This is a genomic window from Curvivirga sp. (genome assembly GCF_965219885.1).
Lineage (GTDB): Bacteria > Pseudomonadota > Alphaproteobacteria > UBA8366 > Aestuariispiraceae > Curvivirga.
In genome coordinates this window covers 1,278,406-1,297,914 of sequence record NZ_CBDCOT010000009.1, presented here as the reverse complement: position 1 = coordinate 1,297,914, position 19,509 = coordinate 1,278,406, and the positions used below count along the sequence as shown (strand labels likewise).

General features: G+C 42.5%; 16 protein-coding genes. 10 read left to right on the top strand and 6 right to left on the bottom strand.

The window, feature by feature from the left end:
• Nucleotides 1-134: 134 nt before the first annotated feature.
• The 4 genes from dnaN (at nucleotide 135) to ACOQOA_RS11560 (ending at nucleotide 5,896) form a co-directional block, all read left to right on the top strand.
• Complete coding sequence (gene dnaN / locus ACOQOA_RS11575; protein WP_420548787.1) at nucleotides 135-1,241, top strand: DNA polymerase III subunit beta; 1,107 nt, start codon at nucleotides 135-137, stop codon at nucleotides 1,239-1,241.
• 70 nt (nucleotides 1,242-1,311) lie between these two features.
• Nucleotides 1,312-2,532 (top strand): DNA replication/repair protein RecF, encoded by a 1,221-nt coding sequence (gene recF, locus ACOQOA_RS11570; RefSeq protein ID WP_420548786.1) that lies wholly within the window; start codon nucleotides 1,312-1,314, stop codon nucleotides 2,530-2,532.
• A gap of 77 nt (nucleotides 2,533-2,609) precedes the next feature.
• Nucleotides 2,610-5,063, top strand: coding sequence for a DNA topoisomerase (ATP-hydrolyzing) subunit B (gyrB, locus tag ACOQOA_RS11565; RefSeq protein ID WP_420548785.1), 2,454 nt, complete (start codon nucleotides 2,610-2,612; stop codon nucleotides 5,061-5,063).
• A gap of 281 nt (nucleotides 5,064-5,344) precedes the next feature.
• Nucleotides 5,345-5,896 carry a lysozyme inhibitor LprI family protein gene (locus ACOQOA_RS11560; protein WP_420548784.1) on the top strand — a complete coding sequence of 184 codons (552 nt, stop codon included), beginning with the start codon at nucleotides 5,345-5,347 and terminating at the stop codon, nucleotides 5,894-5,896.
• Nucleotides 5,897-5,930: 34 nt separating this feature from the next.
• On the opposite strand, the gene ACOQOA_RS11555 is transcribed toward ACOQOA_RS11560, so the two are convergent.
• From ACOQOA_RS11555 to ACOQOA_RS11535, 5 genes are all read right to left on the bottom strand, one after another.
• Nucleotides 5,931-7,022: an ABC transporter ATP-binding protein gene (locus ACOQOA_RS11555; RefSeq protein WP_420548783.1), complete on the bottom strand. Its 1,092-nt coding sequence runs from the start codon at nucleotides 7,020-7,022 to the stop codon at nucleotides 5,931-5,933.
• 4 nt (nucleotides 7,023-7,026) lie between these two features.
• Nucleotides 7,027-8,019, bottom strand: coding sequence for an ABC transporter ATP-binding protein (locus ACOQOA_RS11550; protein ID WP_420548782.1), 993 nt, complete (start codon nucleotides 8,017-8,019; stop codon nucleotides 7,027-7,029).
• Between the two features lie 14 nt (nucleotides 8,020-8,033).
• A complete protein-coding gene (locus tag ACOQOA_RS11545; RefSeq protein WP_420548781.1) occupies nucleotides 8,034-9,197 on the bottom strand; it encodes an ABC transporter permease in 1,164 nt (387 codons plus the stop codon).
• Between the two features lie 2 nt (nucleotides 9,198-9,199).
• Complete coding sequence (locus ACOQOA_RS11540) at nucleotides 9,200-10,192, bottom strand: ABC transporter permease (protein ID WP_420548780.1); 993 nt, start codon at nucleotides 10,190-10,192, stop codon at nucleotides 9,200-9,202.
• Nucleotides 10,193-10,325: 133 nt separating this feature from the next.
• Nucleotides 10,326-12,380, bottom strand: coding sequence for an ABC transporter substrate-binding protein (locus ACOQOA_RS11535; protein ID WP_420548779.1), 2,055 nt, complete (start codon nucleotides 12,378-12,380; stop codon nucleotides 10,326-10,328).
• Nucleotides 12,381-12,703: 323 nt separating this feature from the next.
• On the opposite strand from ACOQOA_RS11535, the gene ACOQOA_RS11530 reads away from it, so the two are divergent.
• Nucleotides 12,704-13,516 carry an alkaline phosphatase family protein gene (locus ACOQOA_RS11530; protein ID WP_420548778.1) on the top strand — a complete coding sequence of 271 codons (813 nt, stop codon included), beginning with the start codon at nucleotides 12,704-12,706 and terminating at the stop codon, nucleotides 13,514-13,516.
• A gap of 34 nt (nucleotides 13,517-13,550) precedes the next feature.
• Here ACOQOA_RS11530 and ACOQOA_RS11525 read toward each other — a convergent pair whose 3' ends face one another.
• Entirely contained in the window at nucleotides 13,551-13,715 is a 165-nt protein-coding gene (locus ACOQOA_RS11525; RefSeq protein WP_420548777.1) for a hypothetical protein, read from the bottom strand.
• Nucleotides 13,716-13,942: 227 nt separating this feature from the next.
• Between ACOQOA_RS11525 and ACOQOA_RS11520 the strand changes: the two genes are divergently transcribed.
• From ACOQOA_RS11520 to ACOQOA_RS11500, 5 genes are all read left to right on the top strand, one after another.
• Nucleotides 13,943-14,581, top strand: a complete 639-nt coding sequence (locus ACOQOA_RS11520) for a lysozyme inhibitor LprI family protein (RefSeq protein ID WP_420548776.1) — start codon at nucleotides 13,943-13,945, stop codon at nucleotides 14,579-14,581.
• Between the two features lie 311 nt (nucleotides 14,582-14,892).
• The gene (locus ACOQOA_RS11515) at nucleotides 14,893-15,555 is read left to right on the top strand and encodes a response regulator transcription factor (protein ID WP_420548775.1); all 663 of its coding nucleotides are present in this window, start codon (nucleotides 14,893-14,895) and stop codon (nucleotides 15,553-15,555) included.
• Between the two features lie 3 nt (nucleotides 15,556-15,558).
• The gene (locus ACOQOA_RS11510; RefSeq protein ID WP_420548774.1) at nucleotides 15,559-16,905 is read left to right on the top strand and encodes a sensor histidine kinase; all 1,347 of its coding nucleotides are present in this window, start codon (nucleotides 15,559-15,561) and stop codon (nucleotides 16,903-16,905) included.
• On the top strand, nucleotides 16,902-18,311 hold the full coding sequence (locus ACOQOA_RS11505; RefSeq protein ID WP_420548773.1) for an efflux transporter outer membrane subunit: 1,410 nt from the start codon (nucleotides 16,902-16,904) through the stop codon (nucleotides 18,309-18,311). Before ACOQOA_RS11510 ends, ACOQOA_RS11505 begins: the two co-directional genes overlap by 4 nt.
• Before the next feature lie 2 nt (nucleotides 18,312-18,313).
• Nucleotides 18,314-19,495, top strand: coding sequence for an efflux RND transporter periplasmic adaptor subunit (locus tag ACOQOA_RS11500; protein WP_420548772.1), 1,182 nt, complete (start codon nucleotides 18,314-18,316; stop codon nucleotides 19,493-19,495).
• Nucleotides 19,496-19,509 lie beyond the last annotated feature (14 nt).

Sequence of the window (19,509 nt, the reverse complement as noted above, 5' to 3'; positions counted from 1 at the left end):
TCGAGGGGGTATTGTTTGCATAATTTTTCGAAACATTTTTAGGTATTTGGAGACTCTTTCTGGGCGCCATTGCAAGCTTTGGGGCGTAGGGAAAAGAGAGATTTTATATTAGGTTTGAACAGGGCTAAAGTAGCATGAAAATTACCATCGAACGCGCAGCACTTCTGAAAGCATTAAACCATGTACAAAGCGTGGTAGAGCGCCGTAATACTATTCCGATTTTGTCCAACGTTTTGATGCAAGCCCAAGACGGCGGCCTAAGCCTAACCGCGACAGACATGGATATCGCAATCGTCGATAAAGTAGAAGCAACCGTAAATGAAGCAGGTTCCACCACAGCACCTGCGCATACTTTATATGACATTGTGAAAAAGCTTCCTGATGGAGCTCAAGTAAACCTGTCGACAAATGGGGATCAATTGGAATTGGTTGCGGGACGTTCCCAATTTACATTGCAAACCCTTCCACAAGATGACTTCCCGGTAATGACAGGCGGCGATATGCCTACTGGTTTTGCATTAACATCCTCTGAAGCGAAGTTGTTAATTGATAAAACCCGTTTTGCCATCTCAACCGAAGAAACACGCTACTACCTCAACGGTATTTACATGCATGTAGCTGAAGGCAGCGATACTTTACGCGCCGTAGCTACAGATGGCCATCGTTTGGCACGTGTTGAGTTTCCTGCACCGGATGGTGCCGCAGGCATGCCTGGTGTGATTATCCCGCGTAAAGCTGTACAAGAGCTTCGCAAATTAATTGACGAAACAGATGGTGACATTGCGGTCAACTTGTCTGACACAAAAATCAAGTTCGAAGCAGGTGCGACTGTACTTACATCCAAGTTGATTGATGGAACTTTCCCTGATTACGAACGTGTTATTCCTCAAGGTAATGATAAAGTCATGAGCCTTGATACACGTAGCTTTGCAGAAGCTGTAGATCGTGTGTCCACCATTGCGACAGAAAAAATGCGCGCTGTAAAAATGGCAATGGATAGTGGCGTTGTGACACTTTCCGCATCTAGTCAAGACAGTGGCACAGCGGTAGAAGAAATTTCCGTAGATTATGCAAATGACCGTATCGAGATCGGATTTAACTCTCGTTACTTGCTGGATATCGCTCAGCAAATTGAAAGTGGAAGTGCACAATTTATCATGGCTGACCCATCTTCCCCAACCATCGTTCAAGATGCTGAAGATAAGTCAGCTTTGTACGTTTTGATGCCGATGCGTGTATAATCAGCGCAGATTTGAGGTTGAGCTCTTTTACACATGTTAGGTGAATAAGAGCTCAACTACAGGACATTTAATGGAACTCATAGCTAGAATGGTCGACCAAGACATGCCAGCAAATCAGGGAGAAGAGTTAAAGGCTTCTTCTGATCCTTCTGACATGACCGGATTAGCTATACGTAAACTTTCACTATCTAGTTATCGCAACTACACCCATTTACGCATGGAAGCCGAAGGCTTGAAACAAGGTAGCAATATTGTTGTTATTACTGGTCATAACGGCGCCGGAAAGACTAATATTTTAGAGGCAATTTCTATGCTTACACCCGGACGTGGATTGAGAAGCTGCAAAACACGTGACTTGGACCAAGTCAATGCATATGGCCCTTGGGCAGTTTCTTGCAGTCTGGATTCCGAATACGGCCCCGTAGAGCTTGGAACTGGTCGAGACCCGCAAGGGGAACGTCGCATCGTACGTATCAATGGGGCGACAGCAAAAGGCCAAGGTGCCTTAAGCGAATATATCAGTGCCGTTTGGCTAACACCTCAGATGGATAGATTATTTCTGGATAGTAGCGGTGCACGTCGTAGGTTCTTAGATCGGCTTATATATGGCTTTGATGCTGCCCATGCCGGACGTTTATCTGCCTATGAAAAAGCAATGCGGGAACGGGCCAAATTATTAAAACAAGGTGTCAAAGATGACATTTGGTTGAAAGCGCTTGAATCCCAAATGGTGGAACGCGGTATTGCCGTCGCAGCAGCCCGTCGGGATATGGCAGAAAGATTGGATATTGCTTGCGCACGCTCTGATGGACCTTTCCCTGGCGCAAAGGTGGCCGTTAGTGGATCCGTCGAAGATGACTTGGCGCGTCTCCCCGCAGTTGAGGTTGAAGATAAATTTGCTGAGGCCTTACGTACCGGACGTCAACAAGATGCAGAAAATGGAGGTGCCGGACATGGCCCGCATCGTTCCGATCTAGATGTGATGCATTTGGAAAAAAATATGCCCGCCCATTTATGTTCAACGGGTGAGCAAAAAGCTCTCCTCATCGCAATTGTTCTGGCACATGCCAAGTTACAGGCGGCCGAGCGTGGCGTACCTCCTTTGTTATTATTAGATGAGGTTGCCGCCCATTTGGATCAGAAGAAACGTTCTGCCCTTTTTGAAACAATTGAAAGTTTAGGAAGCCAGACATGGCTTACTGGCACAGAGCCAAATGTATTTGATGAATTAAAAGGAAAAGCCCAATTCTTTCATGTAGAGAATGGCAAAGTTGAAAAGCAGGCTGCATAGCTAATTGACTATTTGAAATTAATTACGAAATCGATATAGAATAAGAAAACCGATATAAGTTGGAAGCGAGATAAAAGATGAGCGATATGGAAGAAACAATGGAAAATACAGCCGCCGACGGTGGGGCGGAATATGGCGCAGATTCCATTAAGGTCTTAAAAGGCCTAGAAGCCGTTCGTAAACGCCCTGGCATGTATATCGGTGACACTGATGATGGCACAGGTCTGCACCATATGGTGTATGAGGTCGTGGATAATGCGATCGACGAAGCATTGGCAGGTCATTGCGATATCGCAACAGTTACCTTGAATGGCGACGGCTCTGTTACCGTAACCGATAACGGACGTGGTATTCCAACCGATATTCACCCAGAAGAAGGTGTATCAGCGGCCGAAGTGATTATGACTCAGCTTCATGCAGGTGGTAAATTTGACCAAAACAGCTATAAAGTTTCCGGTGGTCTTCATGGTGTGGGTGTTTCTGTTGTAAACGCTCTTTCTGTTCTTTTAAAATTGAAAATCAAGCGTAATGGTCAAGTCCATGAAATGGATTTCAGCCATGGTGAGGCACAAGGTCCCCTGACAGTTACGGGCGAATGTGGGGATGAAACAGGCACCGAAGTAACCTTCTTACCGTCTCCTGAGACATTCACCATGACCGAGTTCAATTTCTCTACTCTTGAGCATCGTCTACGTGAATTGGCATTCTTGAATAGTGGTGTACATATCCGTCTGACAGATGCCCGCCATGCGGAACCAGTCGTTACGGATTTGCAATATGAGGGTGGCATTCAAGCTTTCGTACAATATCTAGATAAGTCCAAACAATCCATGCAGGATGAACCTATCTCTATGATGGGTGAAAAAGACGGGATCACCGTTGAAGTTTCCATGGAATGGAATGATAGCTATCATGAAAACACATTATGCTTCACCAACAACATTCCACAGCGTGATGGTGGTACCCATTTAGCTGGTTTCCGTGCAGCTTTGACACGTCAGATTAATGCTTATGCGGCTTCTTCTGGTTTGGCGAAAAAAGAGAAAGTGAACCTTTCTGGTGATGACGCCCGTGAAGGGATGACTTGTGTGCTTTCAGTGAAAGTACCTGATCCAAAATTCTCTTCTCAGACCAAGGATAAACTGGTTTCTTCCGAAGTGCGTCCCGTTGTCGAAAATATTGTGAACGAAAAACTGGCAGAATGGTTTGAGGAACATCCACAAGACGCACGTAAAGTAGTTCAAAAAGTAGTAGAAGCTGCAGCGGCGCGTGAAGCGGCTCGTAAAGCGCGTGAATTGACCCGCCGTAAAGGCGCGTTGGATATTTCCTCTCTCCCCGGTAAATTGGCTGACTGTCAGGAACGCGATGCGTCTAAAGCCGAAATCTTCCTGGTGGAGGGTGATTCCGCGGGTGGATCTGCGAAATCTGGCCGTAACCGTCAAAATCAAGCGATCTTACCTTTAAAAGGTAAAATCTTGAACGTAGAACGTGCGCGATTTGATAAGATGTTATCCTCCCAAGAAATCGGTACCATGATTACTGCCTTGGGCACAGGTATCGGACGTGATGATTTCAATTTAGAAAAGCTTCGCTACCACAAAATCGTTATTATGACTGACGCCGATGTGGATGGTAGTCACATTCGTACACTTCTTTTGACCTTCTTTTTCCGTCAAATGCCGGAAATCATTGCAAATGGGTATCTATATATTGCGCAACCGCCTCTGTATCAGGCAAAACGTGGTAAAGAAATCACTTACCTTAAAGATGATGAGGCAATGGAAGAATTCTTGGTAAATAATATTGTTGCCCAAGCTATTCTAAATAGTGGCAATGACACCCAGCATTCCGGCCAGGATCTTAAAGAGATGATTCATCAGGCGATGAAAGCACGGAATTTGATCCATCCATTAGGACGTAAAGCGGGCTCCTTGGATGCAGTAGAACAAGCAGCAATTGCAGGCGCGCTTAAAACCACACTTCAAGATGACCCTGCCGCAGCGCAAGCTTTAGCGGACGAAGTTGCCAGCCGTCTCGATGCAATGGCAGATCAACTTGAAAAAGGCTGGCGCGGTGAGGTTATGGATGATGGTGGCCTTGCATTTGAACGTACCCTTCGTGGTGTAACACAGCGTTGTGAAATTGACGGGGCGATGATGCGTTCTGCGGAAGCCATCAAGTTGAATGAAATCGCTGAAAATCTAAAATCCAATTATGGCAGTAAAGCCGGAATACTTTCCATAGGTGAAAAAGAGTTTGAGATTTCAGGCCCAATCGCTTTGGTTGATGTGGTCATGGAACAAGGCCGTAAGGGCCTTGCCGTACAACGTTATAAGGGTCTTGGCGAGATGAACCCAGATCAACTTTGGGAAACAACATTGGACCCAGATGCACGTACATTGTTACAGGTAAAAGTGGATCAGATGGAGAGTGCCGAAGATATCTTCTCTACCCTTATGGGCGATGTCGTTGAACCACGTCGTGAGTTTATTCAAGACAACGCTTTGAAAGTATCCAACTTGGATATCTAGTTTTTTATTTTTTGTGAAGTGACTCATAAAATGAGAATTGCGACACATAAAATGCGAAAATCTGTGACTCATAAAATGAGAATGGAATGACACATAAAACGCGAATCCTTAAAATAGGAATTCGCGCTTTATGATTCATTCACCAAAAACTACCTTGGAATTAAAAGTATCAGCGCATCTGTTCCCTATGCAGAAACCCCTTTAATATAAAAAGTAGGGAATATCGTTACACTTAGTGTCAATCGACCATAGAGAAGTCCAAATAAAGGAAAGCGCCACATATGAAAAAAACAGCGATGTTGTTTCTGAGCTTTTTGTTATACACAACCAATTCATATGCATCGAATGAACCTAGCTTTGCTTGTGATACTGCTGATTTGGTAACAGAAAAAGTTATCTGTGGTAGTCGTGAATTATCTGCCTTAGATCGAAAACTAAATGAGTTATATCAAGCAGAGTTATCAAAGCCATATGTGGACCAGAACAAACTCCAATCGGATCAGATCGATTGGCTTTCATTGAGAAATAAATGTGAGTATGGATATGATTGTATCAGAGGAAAAATTAAACAGCGGATATCCATATTGGATACGAAGCACGTTCAAGCATATTCCTGGGGTGGTAAACTACGCGCTGCACCAAGCATGGATAGCATACAAGTTGGATCAATCTTTGGGAAACAAAACATTGTCATTATTGAGAAAACCAACCACGTGATGAATGGATATCCTTGGTTCTTTATTGAAGCATCCAACCAACAAGCCTTCCAATGGGGTGGCTTACTCTGTGATCCTAATCAACCAGCCGCAAGCTATTGTTTAGAGAATAAATAGCGTCAATTAAAAATCAATAGAGCCAATCTATACTTTACCTTTGAAAATCAAACTCATTCGTTCGATGGCAAGCGACGAAATGATCCTTATCTACTTCTTGCCATTCAGGTTCTTTTTGACGGCATAACTCAACAGCATAGGGACAACGCGTATGGAAACGGCAACCGGATGGGGCGGACAGCGGATTTGGAATTTCCCCTTCCAGCTTGATTGGATCAAAAGCCTTATCCGGATCGATTTGTGGAATCGCTGTTAACAAGGCATGGGTATATGGATGACGTGGTTTAAAGAAAAGGGATTCCGTCTTTGCATATTCCACAAATTTCCCCACATACATCACGGCGACACGGTGGCTCATCTGCGCAACTACTGACAGGTCATGGGCGATGAATAGGAATGCCACGCCCATCTCGTCCTGAATATCTTTCAGTAAGTTCACAATTTCTGCCTGAATAGAAACATCCAAGGCGGAAACACTTTCATCACAAACCACAAAATCCGGCTTAGTCACAAGCGCACGGGCAATACAAATACGTTGACGTTGACCACCAGAAAAAGCATGGGGAAAACGGCGTAAATGTTCCAAGTTTAACTTACATTGTTTGGCAACCTTTCTAACACGTTTATCAATCTTTTCGCGATCATTCATCATACCAGAAGCCACCAAAGGTTCAGCAATGATGTCCCGCACGGTCATCCGTGGGTTAAGCGAGGAATAAGGGTCTTGGAAAACAAGGCTCATCCTTGGGCGATAGGTACGTAATGTATTGAGACCCATTGTGGCGATATTGTTTGAACTTTCAGCAAAGACCATACCCATTTTCTTTCGGAATTTTCGTAGGTCTTCCCCTTCCAATTCAGCCACATCCACATTACGTTTCTTGGCATGGAAGATTACATCGCCACTAGTTGGATCAATGGCGCGTAAAATGGCGCGGCCTACTGTGGTTTTTCCGGAACCGGATTCACCAACAAGGCCAACAGTTTCTCCACGATTAATGTTAAAGCTGACATCATCAACGGCACGAAGTTCTAAAATTTCGTTTTGAAAGAAGTTTTTCTTTTTCTTGATGGGGAAACGGACATCAAGATTTTTCACTTCGATAAGAACATTATCTTTTTTCATCTTTTTATCCTTCCTCATGCAACCAGCAACGCACCAGCCGTTCAGGACTAACACGGGCTTCAAGCGGGGCATCTACATCACATTTGCCCTCAATCTTTTGTGTGCATCTTGTGTGGAATGGGCAACCTTTCGGGCGTTCATTCGGACTTGGAATATCTCCCGGTACAGGGGATAGACGATGATGCAAAGTATCAAGGCTTGGGATCGCCTCAATCAAACCTCGGGTATATGGATGTTTCGGATCATGGATGATATCCGACGTTGGGCCACGTTCCACAATTGTGCCCAAATACATCACTGCCACTTCATCCGCGATATGAGAAATTACGCCAAGATCATGAGTGATAAAAATCATACCCATACCAAGGTCTTTTTGTAAATCTCGCATCAATTCCAACACTTGCGCTTGAATGGTTACATCAAGAGCAGTTGTCGGTTCATCCGCGATTAACAAGGCAGGCCCTGCAGACAGAGTTAAGGCAATCATGCACCGTTGACGCATGCCGCCGGAAATTTCATGTGGATATTGATCGATACGGGATTCTGGGCTTGAAATACCAACCTTTGCCAGCATCTCAATGGCATATTGGCGAGCTTCTCTTTTACTCATCTTCTTATGAAGACGAATGGCTTCGATCATTTGATTACCAATAGTGTAAACTGGGGAGAAACTTGCCATTGGTTCTTGGAAGATCATCCCGATCTCACCACCACGTAGCTGACGTAAGGTTTTCGCTTTATAGGAAAGCTTTTCGACATCAATCACATCACCATTTTTGTTTTTATATTTAATGCTGGTTTCCGGTGAAAGGTCTGAATTACCCGGTAATAAACGCATTAAGGCTTTGGTTGAAACGGATTTCCCCGAACCGGATTCACCAACAAGGCCTAATGTCTTGCCAGCTTCCACACTAAAGCTTACGCCTTGGACTGGTGTGATTTCGCCCTCATCTGTCTTGAAGGAAATGGACAGATTTTTCACATCTAACATTGTCATAATCTCATCCCTTCTTATTTCGCATCTGAATATGGATCAGCTGCGTCACGTAAACCATCCCCAATCACGGTAAAGGCAAGCACGGCAACGATCACAAACAGGGCCGGAATGAATAACCAAGGGGTTTGTTCAATAACGCGAACCGATTGAGCTTGTTGCAGTAGCACCCCCCAGCTGACGGTTGGTGGACGAAGCCCTAAACCAACGAAGGAAAGCGCGGTTTCAGACAAGATCATATATGGGAAACTGATCACCAGATCCACGATGATAAAGCTGCTGAAACTTGGCAACATATGTTGGGCAATAATGCGCCCCGGACGTGCACCAGCCAAACGGGCAGCAACTACATAATCCTCATTTCGGATGGATAGTAATTGGGAGCGGATACGCCTTGCTAAGGTCGGCCATCCGAATAAGCCTAGAATCAAGGTCATGGCAAAATAGACTTCTGTCGTGGACCATTCTTTCGGCATGGCCGCTGCCAAGCCCATATAAAGCGGGATGATCGGCACAACACGAATGACTTCTGTGACACGTTGGATCACATCATCTGTACGTCCGCCTGCATAACCAGCAATACCACCAATCACCAGGGCAAGTACGAAGGAAATCATTACCCCCAATACACCAATGGAAAGGGAAGTGCGTGTGGCATAGATAGTTCGGGAAAACACATCTCGTCCTAAATCATCTGTACCCCAGAAATGGATCTTTGCTTCTGGATCATCTAAGGCCACCAGATGCACATCTGTTTTGAACAGGCCAAGAATGGTGATTTCTTCGCCACGTTTAAAAAGGGATAGATAAATACGCTTTTCTGGATCAGGTACAGGTTCCGCACGCAAGGTAATTGGGTTACGTTTGGTGGTAACTCCATGAATGAACGGGGTTAGGCTACATCCATTATGATCGCAGAAAGATGGTATTTGCGGGGCACCGTCAATATAGGCCGTATCGCGGGTAACAGGGGAATAAGGGGCTACGAATTCTGCAAACATGCCTGCGACAAACATAATAATCAGGATCACACCAGCCACCATCGCAGCCTTATGACGACGGAATCGCCACCAGATTAATGTCCATTGAGAGGCAGAATAATATTTTTGCAGACGGGCCTGCTCTTTTAATTCTTCGCGGGTTGGAAAGCCGTCTTCCAAAGAGCCTTTGATTTCTTCCATGACTAGGACTCCAACTTAATGCGCGGATCGAGTACCGCGAGCAACAGATCTGACACGAAATTCATAAATACGATCATAAAGGTTAAAAGTAACAGAATGGCCCCTGCCACATACATATCCAGATCCAAATAAGCTTTTAACAACAACTCACCTAATTCAGTCAGGCCCAGTACAATGGCCACAATCGGCAATTCAGAAAAAATACGATTCACGTCAAAGCCGATGGTAGAAACGATCGGATTGATGGCGAGGCGGGCTGGATATTTGATCAACAGTTTGGTTTCCGGCACACCACGTGCGCGGGCAGCAGTCACGGAAAGCTTGTTTAATTCATCTGACATGGTCGCACGCACGGTCTGAATTTGATAGGCAACGGCAGACCAAGCTAAAACAAAGGCAGGTAGCCAAAAATGTTTTAACAAGTCCCAGAATTTGCCAAAGGACCAAGGCGCATCTGTATATTCAGCGGAGAAAAGGCCGCCGATATCAGCGCCAAAAAACTTATTGGCAAAATAAAGTAAGATCAGAGCTAGTAAGAAATTTGGTAAGGCGAGACCAAGATAGGAGAAGATGGTCAGCGTATAATCCGCCATAGAAGCACGACGCACAGCTGCATAAATCCCCACTGGAATGGAAATGGCATAGGTTAAGAAAAGGGTAGAAAATAAAATACCTAAAGTTAACCAGACTTTATCACCAATCACTTTGGTCACGGATGTTTCAAAGGCAAAGGCCTGCCCGAAGTCACCATATAAGACAATACCGCCAATCCAGTCAAAGTAACGTAAGATCATTGGTTTATCGAGGCCAAGATCGACACGAATGGCTTGAATATCAGCTTCGGTGACATTCACACCCGTGCCTGAATATTTACGAAAAGCATAACGGTCGGCATAGTCGCCCGGTGGAATTTCCATGATGATGAATACCATCACAGAGACCAGTGCCATGGTCACAACCATACCCACCAATCGTTTTAAGGTGAAGCGTATCATGCTTTAAACCCCTGATGAACCTAGATCATTATTTGCCCGCGCTTGATGCGGATCATTCAATTATTTTTTAAATGGAAACCCGGAGCGCATCTTTGCGCGCTCCGGGTTTCCTTGGTCATCTGTCTGCGCAAGTTTATTGAGACAAGAACCATTGTTGTGGACGGTATGGATATGTCCAATAGAAATCATATGTCTTCGCTTTAATAGGCTTCACATTCTGCAAATCGTTGCGGTATAAGAAAGGTGCCACAATGTCGCCAACAGTGCCGATCTTCAACATATTGTCTACGTGGATATCTGTGATTTCTTGCCCCAATTTGTTAGAAGCATCTGTGCCGAATTCAACTTGGATGAACTTTTCGGATAAATCCCAAAGTTTCTTGATATCTGCAGGTGGTTCGATACCTTCTGCGCCGTCGCTTTTCTTCCATGCTGCCCAAGCGAAACCTGTACCTGGGTTAAAGAAATCACCGAATGGAGGGACGAAGACTGTTGTATCTTGGGAAATTGTTGGACCGGCATTACCGTCATATTTCCATACTGTCAGATCAAGATCGTTATTGTTACCAGATGCACGATATTCGTCAGATGTTACTTCTTTCAGATCGATGCGAACACCAACGGCCGTCCAGTAATCACGAACCAATTCTTGCATTTTAACAGGGGAACCTTGAGAGGAATAAACCAAACGAACCACCAATGGCTTGCCGTCTGGGCGTTCTAATGTGCCATCACCATCGCTGTCTTTCAGCCCCATCTCAGCAAGAAGCTTTTTCGCCATTGCCGGATCGAACTGGATATCTTTGTTCAAGTGATCATCTGTTACGAAAGAAACTGTTTTCACTTCCGCTGGCACACCTTGCATTGGTTTACCTTGACCCAAATATACAATTTCGTTGATTTCATCACGATTGATGGCAACAGACATAGCGCGGTTAAAACGAATGTCGTTAAAGATTTCACGAAGAACTGGATCTTGGTGTGTACGGTTAAAGGAATAGAAAACATTTTCGCCGAATGTTGGGGCGAACTGGATGTTATAGCCGCCTTTACCTTCGTTTTCTTTCAATAATGGGAAGTCTTCTAAGAATACAGCTTGCTGCTTCCACACAACTTCACCATTCATGATTTTAAGGTTTTGAACTTCTTTATCAGAAACATATGTCTCAACAATTTCGTTGAGATATGGAAGTTGCTGACCTTTTGTATCGACCATGTGGAAATACGGGTTGGCAACAAGTTTACGACCTTCTGCATTTTCTTCAACAACGATGAAGCTTTCCAAAGTTGGAACTACTGCACGACCGATTTTTGCTGCTTTATCTGCATCTTTCAACAATGGGGATGGAACGTCTTTCCAGTCAGAACCGCCATAATAGAAATCAACAGCTTCGGCTCCATTTTTAAAACCATAGCTTTGTGCAAGTTTATCAGCATCTTTGTTATATTTTGGCATGAATTGGCCAAGGAAATGCTTTGGCTGGAACGGTTGGCCGAAATCAACTGCGAAACGATTCAAGATACCTGGTGTTGGCACAGGGAATGTGAATTTCACGATTTCAGGTGTTACGGCTTCAACTTTTACAGGCTTGCCAGCAAATAACCAACGATCAGGTGTCTTTTCATAAACATCTGGATTCAAAATTATATCATTCATCCAGAAAGCAACGTCTTCAGATGTGAAAGCTTCACCATCGGACCATTTGTGCCCCTTACGAAGATCAAATGTCAAAACAGTGTAATCTTCATTCCATTCCCAAGCTTGGGCAATATTTGGAACAACGGTTTGTAAATCATCTGCGTAACGCACAAAATTTACGTGACGAACAGAAAGTAAATCGGACGTACCAGATTCTGTACCTTTGGACAGGCCAGTTAATGTACCACCGTAAGACCCAATTTGGTCATATGGGGCAACAACCAATGCTTCGGCAGGGATACGGTCTGCAACAACAGCAAGCTTACCATTGCCTGTGATACGTGCGTTTAAATCGTTAATCGCCGGATTTTCGGAAATTGCCAGATCACAGCTTACTGCCTTTTCAAACTCAGCTAATTCAAATTGTTGAGGATATACAGATTGCAAACCCTTCATGTCAGACACGGTTGGGGTCGGACATGCCGCATATGCGGATGAAGAAAGTGCCACCAAAGCTGCGGCAGAAAGTAGAGTACGTTTTAGAAACATGGTTCCTGTCCATTAAGAAATTACGAATATGACCTAAATGGGTACAGGGTTAATGTTACTTTTTTCTTACAAATTCAGTTTTTTACCCCACAAAATCGGTCATAAAAATTTAAAACCACACAATTTAACTGATTAGTATTTCTACAAACACGCAATATATCCCAATGCATATAGCTATATACAGAGATAAAAATAAATCTCCTAAAACAACACAAAATCACATTTACTGTGGATATCGTAACAAAAGTTTAAATTTCCTTAACGCTAAAAACATGTATGAGAGAGAGGGAGTAATAATTCCTCTTTGTTGAATGGAAAGCAAAATGGCAAATACAAAAATGATCTTGGTGATACTGGACGGGCTAGGCTATGACGCAGCCACACAGGAAATGGGCTATATGGAAGGCATGGTCCAGGTAGGTAAAGCGTCTAAATGGAAGGTAAAAACGGCCCTACCAAGCAATTCTCGTCCTTTGTATGAAACACTACATACAGGCATGACACCTATTGAACATGGGGTGCTAACCAATGATATTGTACGTCTTAGCACATGCGACCATTTATTTTCCATTTGTCGTGCGAATGAAAAAACCACAGCTGCAGCCGCGTATAGCTGGATATCTGAACTTTACAATAAGTCTCCCTATGATTCTGTTGAAGATCGGGAAACAGATGACGAAAGCTTAAATATCCAACATGGCCGCTTTTATGAGAAAGATGATTATCCGGATTCAGAACTCTTTGCCGATGCAGAACTATTGATCAGACGACATCATCCAGACTATATGCTTATTCACCCTATGGGTTGTGACTATAAAGGCCACGTGTTCGGAGGCACATCAGATCAATATTTCCATCAAGCCTCCAAAGCAGACCAACTTCTGGCAACCTATATTCCGAATTGGATAAGGAAAGACTATGAGATATTTGTCACTGCTGATCATGGGATGGATGAAAAAGGCTCGCATGGCGGTACTGCCGATATTGTCCAATATGTCCCGCTATATCACGTTGCACGTAACCCTATTCCACAAAGTTCAAACATAATCAACCAATGCTCCATCGCTCCGACGATCTTGAATAGAATGAATATAGATATCCCAATAGCAATGCAACTTCCCCCAATTAAAACTTAATCAAAGCCTGAGCATCTAGCAGACTTCAGGCAGCCTAAAAGTTAATTCTGTATACAGCAGATTCCGCAGCCACATTTTTCATATGCTTCCACCTAATGAACGCTAAAACACCAATAAATATGGTAACTGCAGCCAGTATTACACCTGCGGCAGTAAACATTAGTGAAGATGCAGCCAGAATTACTTCAATATCAGACATGTTCCCCCCCTATATCATGGTCAACTTGATCAAAACTCAAATAAACCATTTCCCATATCCAAATGACTGTGAAACAAATAAATAACCCTAAAAAGCCACCTTGGAATTAAAAGTATCAACGCACCTGTTCCCTATGCGGAAACCCCGTTAATATAAAAAGTAGGGAATATCGTTACACTTAGTGTCAATCGACCATAGAGAAATCCAAATAAAGGAAAGCGCTAGATATGAAAAAAGTAGTGATATTGCTACTGAGTGTTTTACTATACTCAACAGATTCATATGCATCAAACGAGCCAAGCTTTACATGTGATAATACCAATTTGATAGCTGAAAAAGTTATTTGTGGTAGTTATGAGTTATCTGCCTTAGACCGAAAACTGAATAAGTTATATCAGGTGGAATTATCAAAACCATTTGTGGATCCAGACAAACTTAAGTCCAATCAAATCAATTGGCTTTCATCGCGAAATGAATGTGAATATGGATATGACTGTATCAAAGAGAAAATTAAGCAACGTATATCCCTCTTCAATGCGGGATACGCCCAAGCAATTTCTTGGGGTGGTAAATTGCCTGAAGCACCAAGTATAAATAGCACACAAGTTGGACTAGGATCAGATACAGGATATGCTCAGGCATATTCTTGGGGCGGTAAATTGCGCGCAGCACCAAGCATGGATAGCGCACAAGTTGGATCAATCTTTGGCAAACAAAACATCGTCATTATTGAGAAAACCAATAACATGATGAATGGATATCCTTGGTTCCTTATTGAAGTATCCAACCAACAAGCTTTCCAATGGGGTGGCTTACTCTGTGACCCTAATCAACCAACCGAAAGTTATTGTCTAGAGAATGAATAACTCAGACAAGGGATTCTTTAACAATTCTTATTTTATGAGTTTTGAGTGATGAGAATTGCGACACGGCTAGATATTAATTTAAAAGTATCCAAGGTTGAAAAACAGCGGTGCCGGAGTGCAACTTAGCGTTTAATGATTGTTGCGTTAATATTGCAAGCTCAAATTGAGTTAGAACGTTTCTCAAGAAACAAGCGTAAACATAAAACGATTTTTATTTAGACTATGAGTCCGATATTCACCTAAAATTTCACGTTGAGTTCACATTAGATATTTTACAACGAAGTTATATTTATAGGTTTGGAGTGTTAAATTTGCAGGTCTTATTAGTCGAAGATAACATGGATTTAGCGGAGAGTATTAATGATTACTTAACGTTAAAAGGATGTACATGTGATTGCGCATTTAATGGCAAAGCAGGATTAGAGTTCGCGACAAACAGTGAATATGATATCTGTATTTTCGATGTTTCCATGCCTATGATGGACGGTTTAGAACTATGCCATCACTTAAGAGAAAAATGCGCGAAACAAACCCCTGTTTTATTTCTAACGGCACGCGATACTGTCGATGATAAAATGGCAGGATTTGCCGTTGGTGCCGATGATTATATGGTAAAACCCTTCGAGCTGCGCGAATTATATGCACGGATAGAAGCCATTCATAAACGGGCTATTTGCACTAGCCGTCTGTTACAAATTAAAGACCTGACTGTGAATACACAAACGGGTGAAGTCCATCGTCAAAATAATGAAATCATCCTATCATCTAACATGTATCAACTGTTGATAGCGTTAATGCAGCGTTCTCCAAAACTTGTTTCACGACAGAAGCTTGAATATCTCGTTTGGGGAGATGACCTGCCAGATAGCGATTCCTTGCGCACCCATATTTATAAATTAAGACAGTTAATTGATAAGCCCTATCAAGAGCCACTCATTCAAACAATCAAAGGGCGTGGATATAGGATGTCTTAACCCATGCATATACTACAAAGCTTACGTTTCAGAATTGTTTTAATGTGCTGTGTTTTAGCACTAATAACCAATTTATTGTTTGGGTATGTTTTAACATTCAGCTTAAAAATCAACGATGATGAATTATTCATCTGGCATCTAAATCAACATATGACTCAATTGATATCACTATATCATGAGAATAAAGATGCCTTTGATAGTCATTTAAAAAATTCAAACGAAAAACTTCTCATTGGAACTGAGAAGCAAGCATTAGCACATCTTGCCTCACAGATGACCGCACCTTTTGCTCGAAAAGAAATTGCAGCAGCAGCATCCCTCAACGAGATTGATCTTGAAGGTCCAGTCCCTTTTATATCTGAAGAAGGTTATGAAAATTATGAACTTGGATCTGAAAATGAATCCTATCATATTTTAAAAGCACCCTTAGATAAGGAGCATCTCTATTACTTTGTAGATGTCTCTGATTTCAATCGTTACTCAACGAATTCAGTACAAAAAACACTGACACTATTTAGCGTAAGCATTCTGCTCATAATGGGATGTGCCGTTGTCGCTGGTATATTTTTATCACGGCGTGTTGTTTCGCCCTTAAAGCGATTGACTAAAGAAGTTGACCTGCAAGCAACAGGGCAAAAAAGTAATTTAAACAAAAACACATTTTATCAAGATGAAGTCGGCTTTCTTGCTCATCGTATTGATCACTTCCTTAATAGAATAAACGAGTTTATTGAGCGGGAAAAGGCCTTTACCCGTGATGCCAGTCATGAATTACGCACCCCGGTTGCCAATAGTCAGGCCGCATTAGAAGTCATTGAAGAACTCTTGCAGACAAAAGATTATTCCAAAATAAAAACAACATTAGGCCGTATTGAACGCTCAAATAAAGATATGGCTCAGCTCATAGAATCCTTCCTTCTTTTAGGTCGTGAAGAATGTAATTTTGATAACCAAAAGCCTTGTGCCTTAGTACCAATATGTCACGAAGCATTTGAAAAAAATCGCTTCTTGAAAGCTAGCGATAACGTTTCAATCAAGATCAATATTGATGATCAAGCAGCTGTCACCGCGCCAATAGAATATTTGAGTGTCGTGATCCATAACCTTATCCGTAATGCCCTACAACATAGGACCGGAAACACAATTTATATCTCTGGTGACAGTCATAAGATTGAAATTTCCAACGAGACAGTAGCGACGACGAATAACGATCAAATTGGTATCGGTTTAAAAATTGTTGAACGTATTTGTGAACGCCTCAATTGGTCCATGGATATTGATACAACAGAAGACAACATGTTTCGCATATCCATTTTATTTTTAAATAAAGACAAGAGCTTAAAGCCGTGAAAAATAACTCATCACTATATATCAAGATGATAAAAAACGTATTTTCCTATACTATAATCATCACGCTTTTATCAGGTTGCGCTACATATAAAGGCTATAAATTACCGTGGGAAAACGAAATAAGTGAAGTTGAGCTACAAAACGGCATAGAGGTATTACCAGACTTATGGTGGCATGCTTTTCAGGATGAAAACCTGAATGCGCATATAGAAACGGCTTTAAATCAGAACTTCACTTTAACCGCTGCATGGGAACGGTTTAATGCTGCACAAGCTTTAGCTAGCAAAGCTTCTTCCGGCCTATACCCAAGCTTAAATATTGATGGTGGCACATCCCATAAAATTGATAGTGGACAAAGAACTAATCAATTTACCTTCGGTGGTTCAGCCTCTTATGAAGTCGACCTTTGGGGGCGTATCCGTGCAGAATCCGCAGCGGAAGACCTGCGTGCCTTGGCAAATGAAAAATCATATCGTACCGCGGCATTGTCATTGTCTGCCAATATCGCAACTGTGTGGAGTCAAATTGTAGAGGCACATAATCAAAATAAGCTTCTAGAAAAACAAATACAGACAAATGATAAAACGCTGGAAATTTTAACAGCACGCTTTGAGACAGGGCAAAACCGACGCGAAGATGTCTTGCGCCAAGAACTTTTAAACAAGGCTGTTATTGCAGAAAAAATCAATATTGAGACCGATATTAAAACGCTGAACCATCAATTGGCTGTTCTGCGTGGGGAAATGCCTCAAAACGCTGCTTATACGGTTAGTGAAGTATTACCAACACTTGCGAATATAGAAAGCATTGGTATCTCTTCCTCCCTTATAAAACGTCGTCCTGATGTGGAACAAGCCTATCTGGAGATTCAAGTGGCAGATAAAGATTTAGCTGCTGCCATCCATAACCAATACCCCCAGATTACCTTATCAGCCTCCTATATTTCAGAAGCAGCAACAGCAGGGGCTCTTTTTTCAAATTGGATCACTACGCTTGTAAGCGGGATTACAGCACCCTTATTTGATGGCGGTCAGCGACGTGCCGAAATATCCAATAGAGAAGCTTTACGCAGTGAACTCGTGGCGACTTATGCACAAACAGTTTTACTGGCTTTTCAAGAAGTGGAAGACGCCCTTATTCAAGAGAAAAAACAACAAGAACGCATTCAAAATTTAGAAGAACGATTAGCCCTTGCAGAAGAATCTTATGACCAAGTGCTGCTTGGGTTTTTAAATGGTGCGAATGAATTTTTATCAGTCCTAAGTGCTCAAATAGAGTGGCAATCGCTTGAACGTGACTTAATTCTCGCACGTCGTAATCTCATGGAATTTCGCATTTCTCTGTGTCGCGCTCTAGCCAGTGGTTTTGAAACGCCACGCGAAAATATAATGAAAGAGGACCAATAATCATGTCACAGGGACAGATACAAAAATCACCAAATAGAATCCTTGCCTTCATCATGATTTTAGGAATTTTGGCGATTTCCACAGTTTTAATTTTTTGGATCAACTCAACTGAACCTTCTGTTGAACAAGAGGACGCGGTTAAAAAAACGGCCATGCTGATTGAAATCGAGCATCTTAAAAAAGGTGACTTCGCGCCTATGATACAAGGATTAGGAAATGTACAAGCAGCACAGGATATTATTTTAAACCCACGGGTAAGTGGACAAATCACAAAGATTTCAGAAAGCTTCATTCCAGGAAATATTGTAAAATCTGGGGATATTCTGTTGCAAATTGACCCTGCCGATTACAGAAACAACATGCAACAAATGGAAAGTGCATTACAGCAAGCAAAAGCGGCACTTGATATTGAAAGTGGAAAATATGAAGTTGCGAAAAAAGAATATGCATTAATTAATAAGCAACTCATTGGTAAAAATAAGGCTCTAGTCCTCCGAGAGCCCCAGATGCAAGCTGCAAAAGCCGCAGTTCATTCTGCTAAAGCTTCTTTTGAACAAGCCCGAATGGAGCTTGAACGTGCATCGGTGAAAACCCCGTTTGCTGCGCAAATTATCACACGTAATGTGAATATCGGGTCTCAAATCAATACAAACACGCAAATTGCTCGCTTGGTTGGTATCGATGAATATTGGGTGATTGTTGCCGTACCTGTTTCCCAACTACAGCATCTCACATTCCCGCAAGGCAACAATCAAGGCGCACGCGTTATTATTAAGAGCCCTAAGGCATGGCCTGAAAACGCTGTGCGTGAAGGCAATGTTGTTCGCTTGATTGGCGCCCTTGATCAAACAACACGACTTGCACGAGTGCTGGTTTCTGTCAAAGACCCTCTTGCCATACAAAAACGCAACAAGCAGCCCATTTTAGTTGATTCCATTGTGCAAACTGAAATTGAAGGCAAGCTATTAAAAAACGTTTTTCGTATTAAGCGTGATTACTTACGCGAAGGCAATACAGTCTGGTTGAACAGAGACAATAAGTTGCACATTTCCCAAGCCACAGTTGTGATGAAAGATAAGGAATATGCCTATATATCCAAGGGGATTAACGATAATGATCTGTTGATAACAAGCAGTTTGGCAACAGTTGCTGAAGGCATGGCCTTGCGTACGGAAATACAATAGTAAAGATCATTTGA

What these genes read in the sequence shown, in the direction of transcription:
- dnaN (WP_420548787.1), top strand. Translation starts at nt 135, where the DNA reads ATGAAAATTACCATCGAACGCGCAGCACTTCTGAAAGCATTAAACCAT.
- recF (WP_420548786.1), top strand. Translation starts at nt 1,312, where the DNA reads ATGGAACTCATAGCTAGAATGGTCGACCAAGACATGCCAGCAAATCAG.
- gyrB (WP_420548785.1), top strand. Translation starts at nt 2,610, where the DNA reads ATGAGCGATATGGAAGAAACAATGGAAAATACAGCCGCCGACGGTGGG.
- ACOQOA_RS11560 (WP_420548784.1), top strand. Translation starts at nt 5,345, where the DNA reads ATGAAAAAAACAGCGATGTTGTTTCTGAGCTTTTTGTTATACACAACC.
- ACOQOA_RS11555 (WP_420548783.1), bottom strand. Translation starts at nt 7,022, where the DNA reads ATGAAAAAAGATAATGTTCTTATCGAAGTGAAAAATCTTGATGTCCGT.
- ACOQOA_RS11550 (WP_420548782.1), bottom strand. Translation starts at nt 8,019, where the DNA reads ATGACAATGTTAGATGTGAAAAATCTGTCCATTTCCTTCAAGACAGAT.
- ACOQOA_RS11545 (WP_420548781.1), bottom strand. Translation starts at nt 9,197, where the DNA reads ATGGAAGAAATCAAAGGCTCTTTGGAAGACGGCTTTCCAACCCGCGAA.
- ACOQOA_RS11540 (WP_420548780.1), bottom strand. Translation starts at nt 10,192, where the DNA reads ATGATACGCTTCACCTTAAAACGATTGGTGGGTATGGTTGTGACCATG.
- ACOQOA_RS11535 (WP_420548779.1), bottom strand. Translation starts at nt 12,380, where the DNA reads ATGTTTCTAAAACGTACTCTACTTTCTGCCGCAGCTTTGGTGGCACTT.
- ACOQOA_RS11530 (WP_420548778.1), top strand. Translation starts at nt 12,704, where the DNA reads ATGGCAAATACAAAAATGATCTTGGTGATACTGGACGGGCTAGGCTAT.
- ACOQOA_RS11525 (WP_420548777.1), bottom strand. Translation starts at nt 13,715, where the DNA reads ATGTCTGATATTGAAGTAATTCTGGCTGCATCTTCACTAATGTTTACT.
- ACOQOA_RS11520 (WP_420548776.1), top strand. Translation starts at nt 13,943, where the DNA reads ATGAAAAAAGTAGTGATATTGCTACTGAGTGTTTTACTATACTCAACA.
- ACOQOA_RS11510 (WP_420548774.1), top strand. Translation starts at nt 15,559, where the DNA reads ATGCATATACTACAAAGCTTACGTTTCAGAATTGTTTTAATGTGCTGT.
- ACOQOA_RS11500 (WP_420548772.1), top strand. Translation starts at nt 18,314, where the DNA reads ATGTCACAGGGACAGATACAAAAATCACCAAATAGAATCCTTGCCTTC.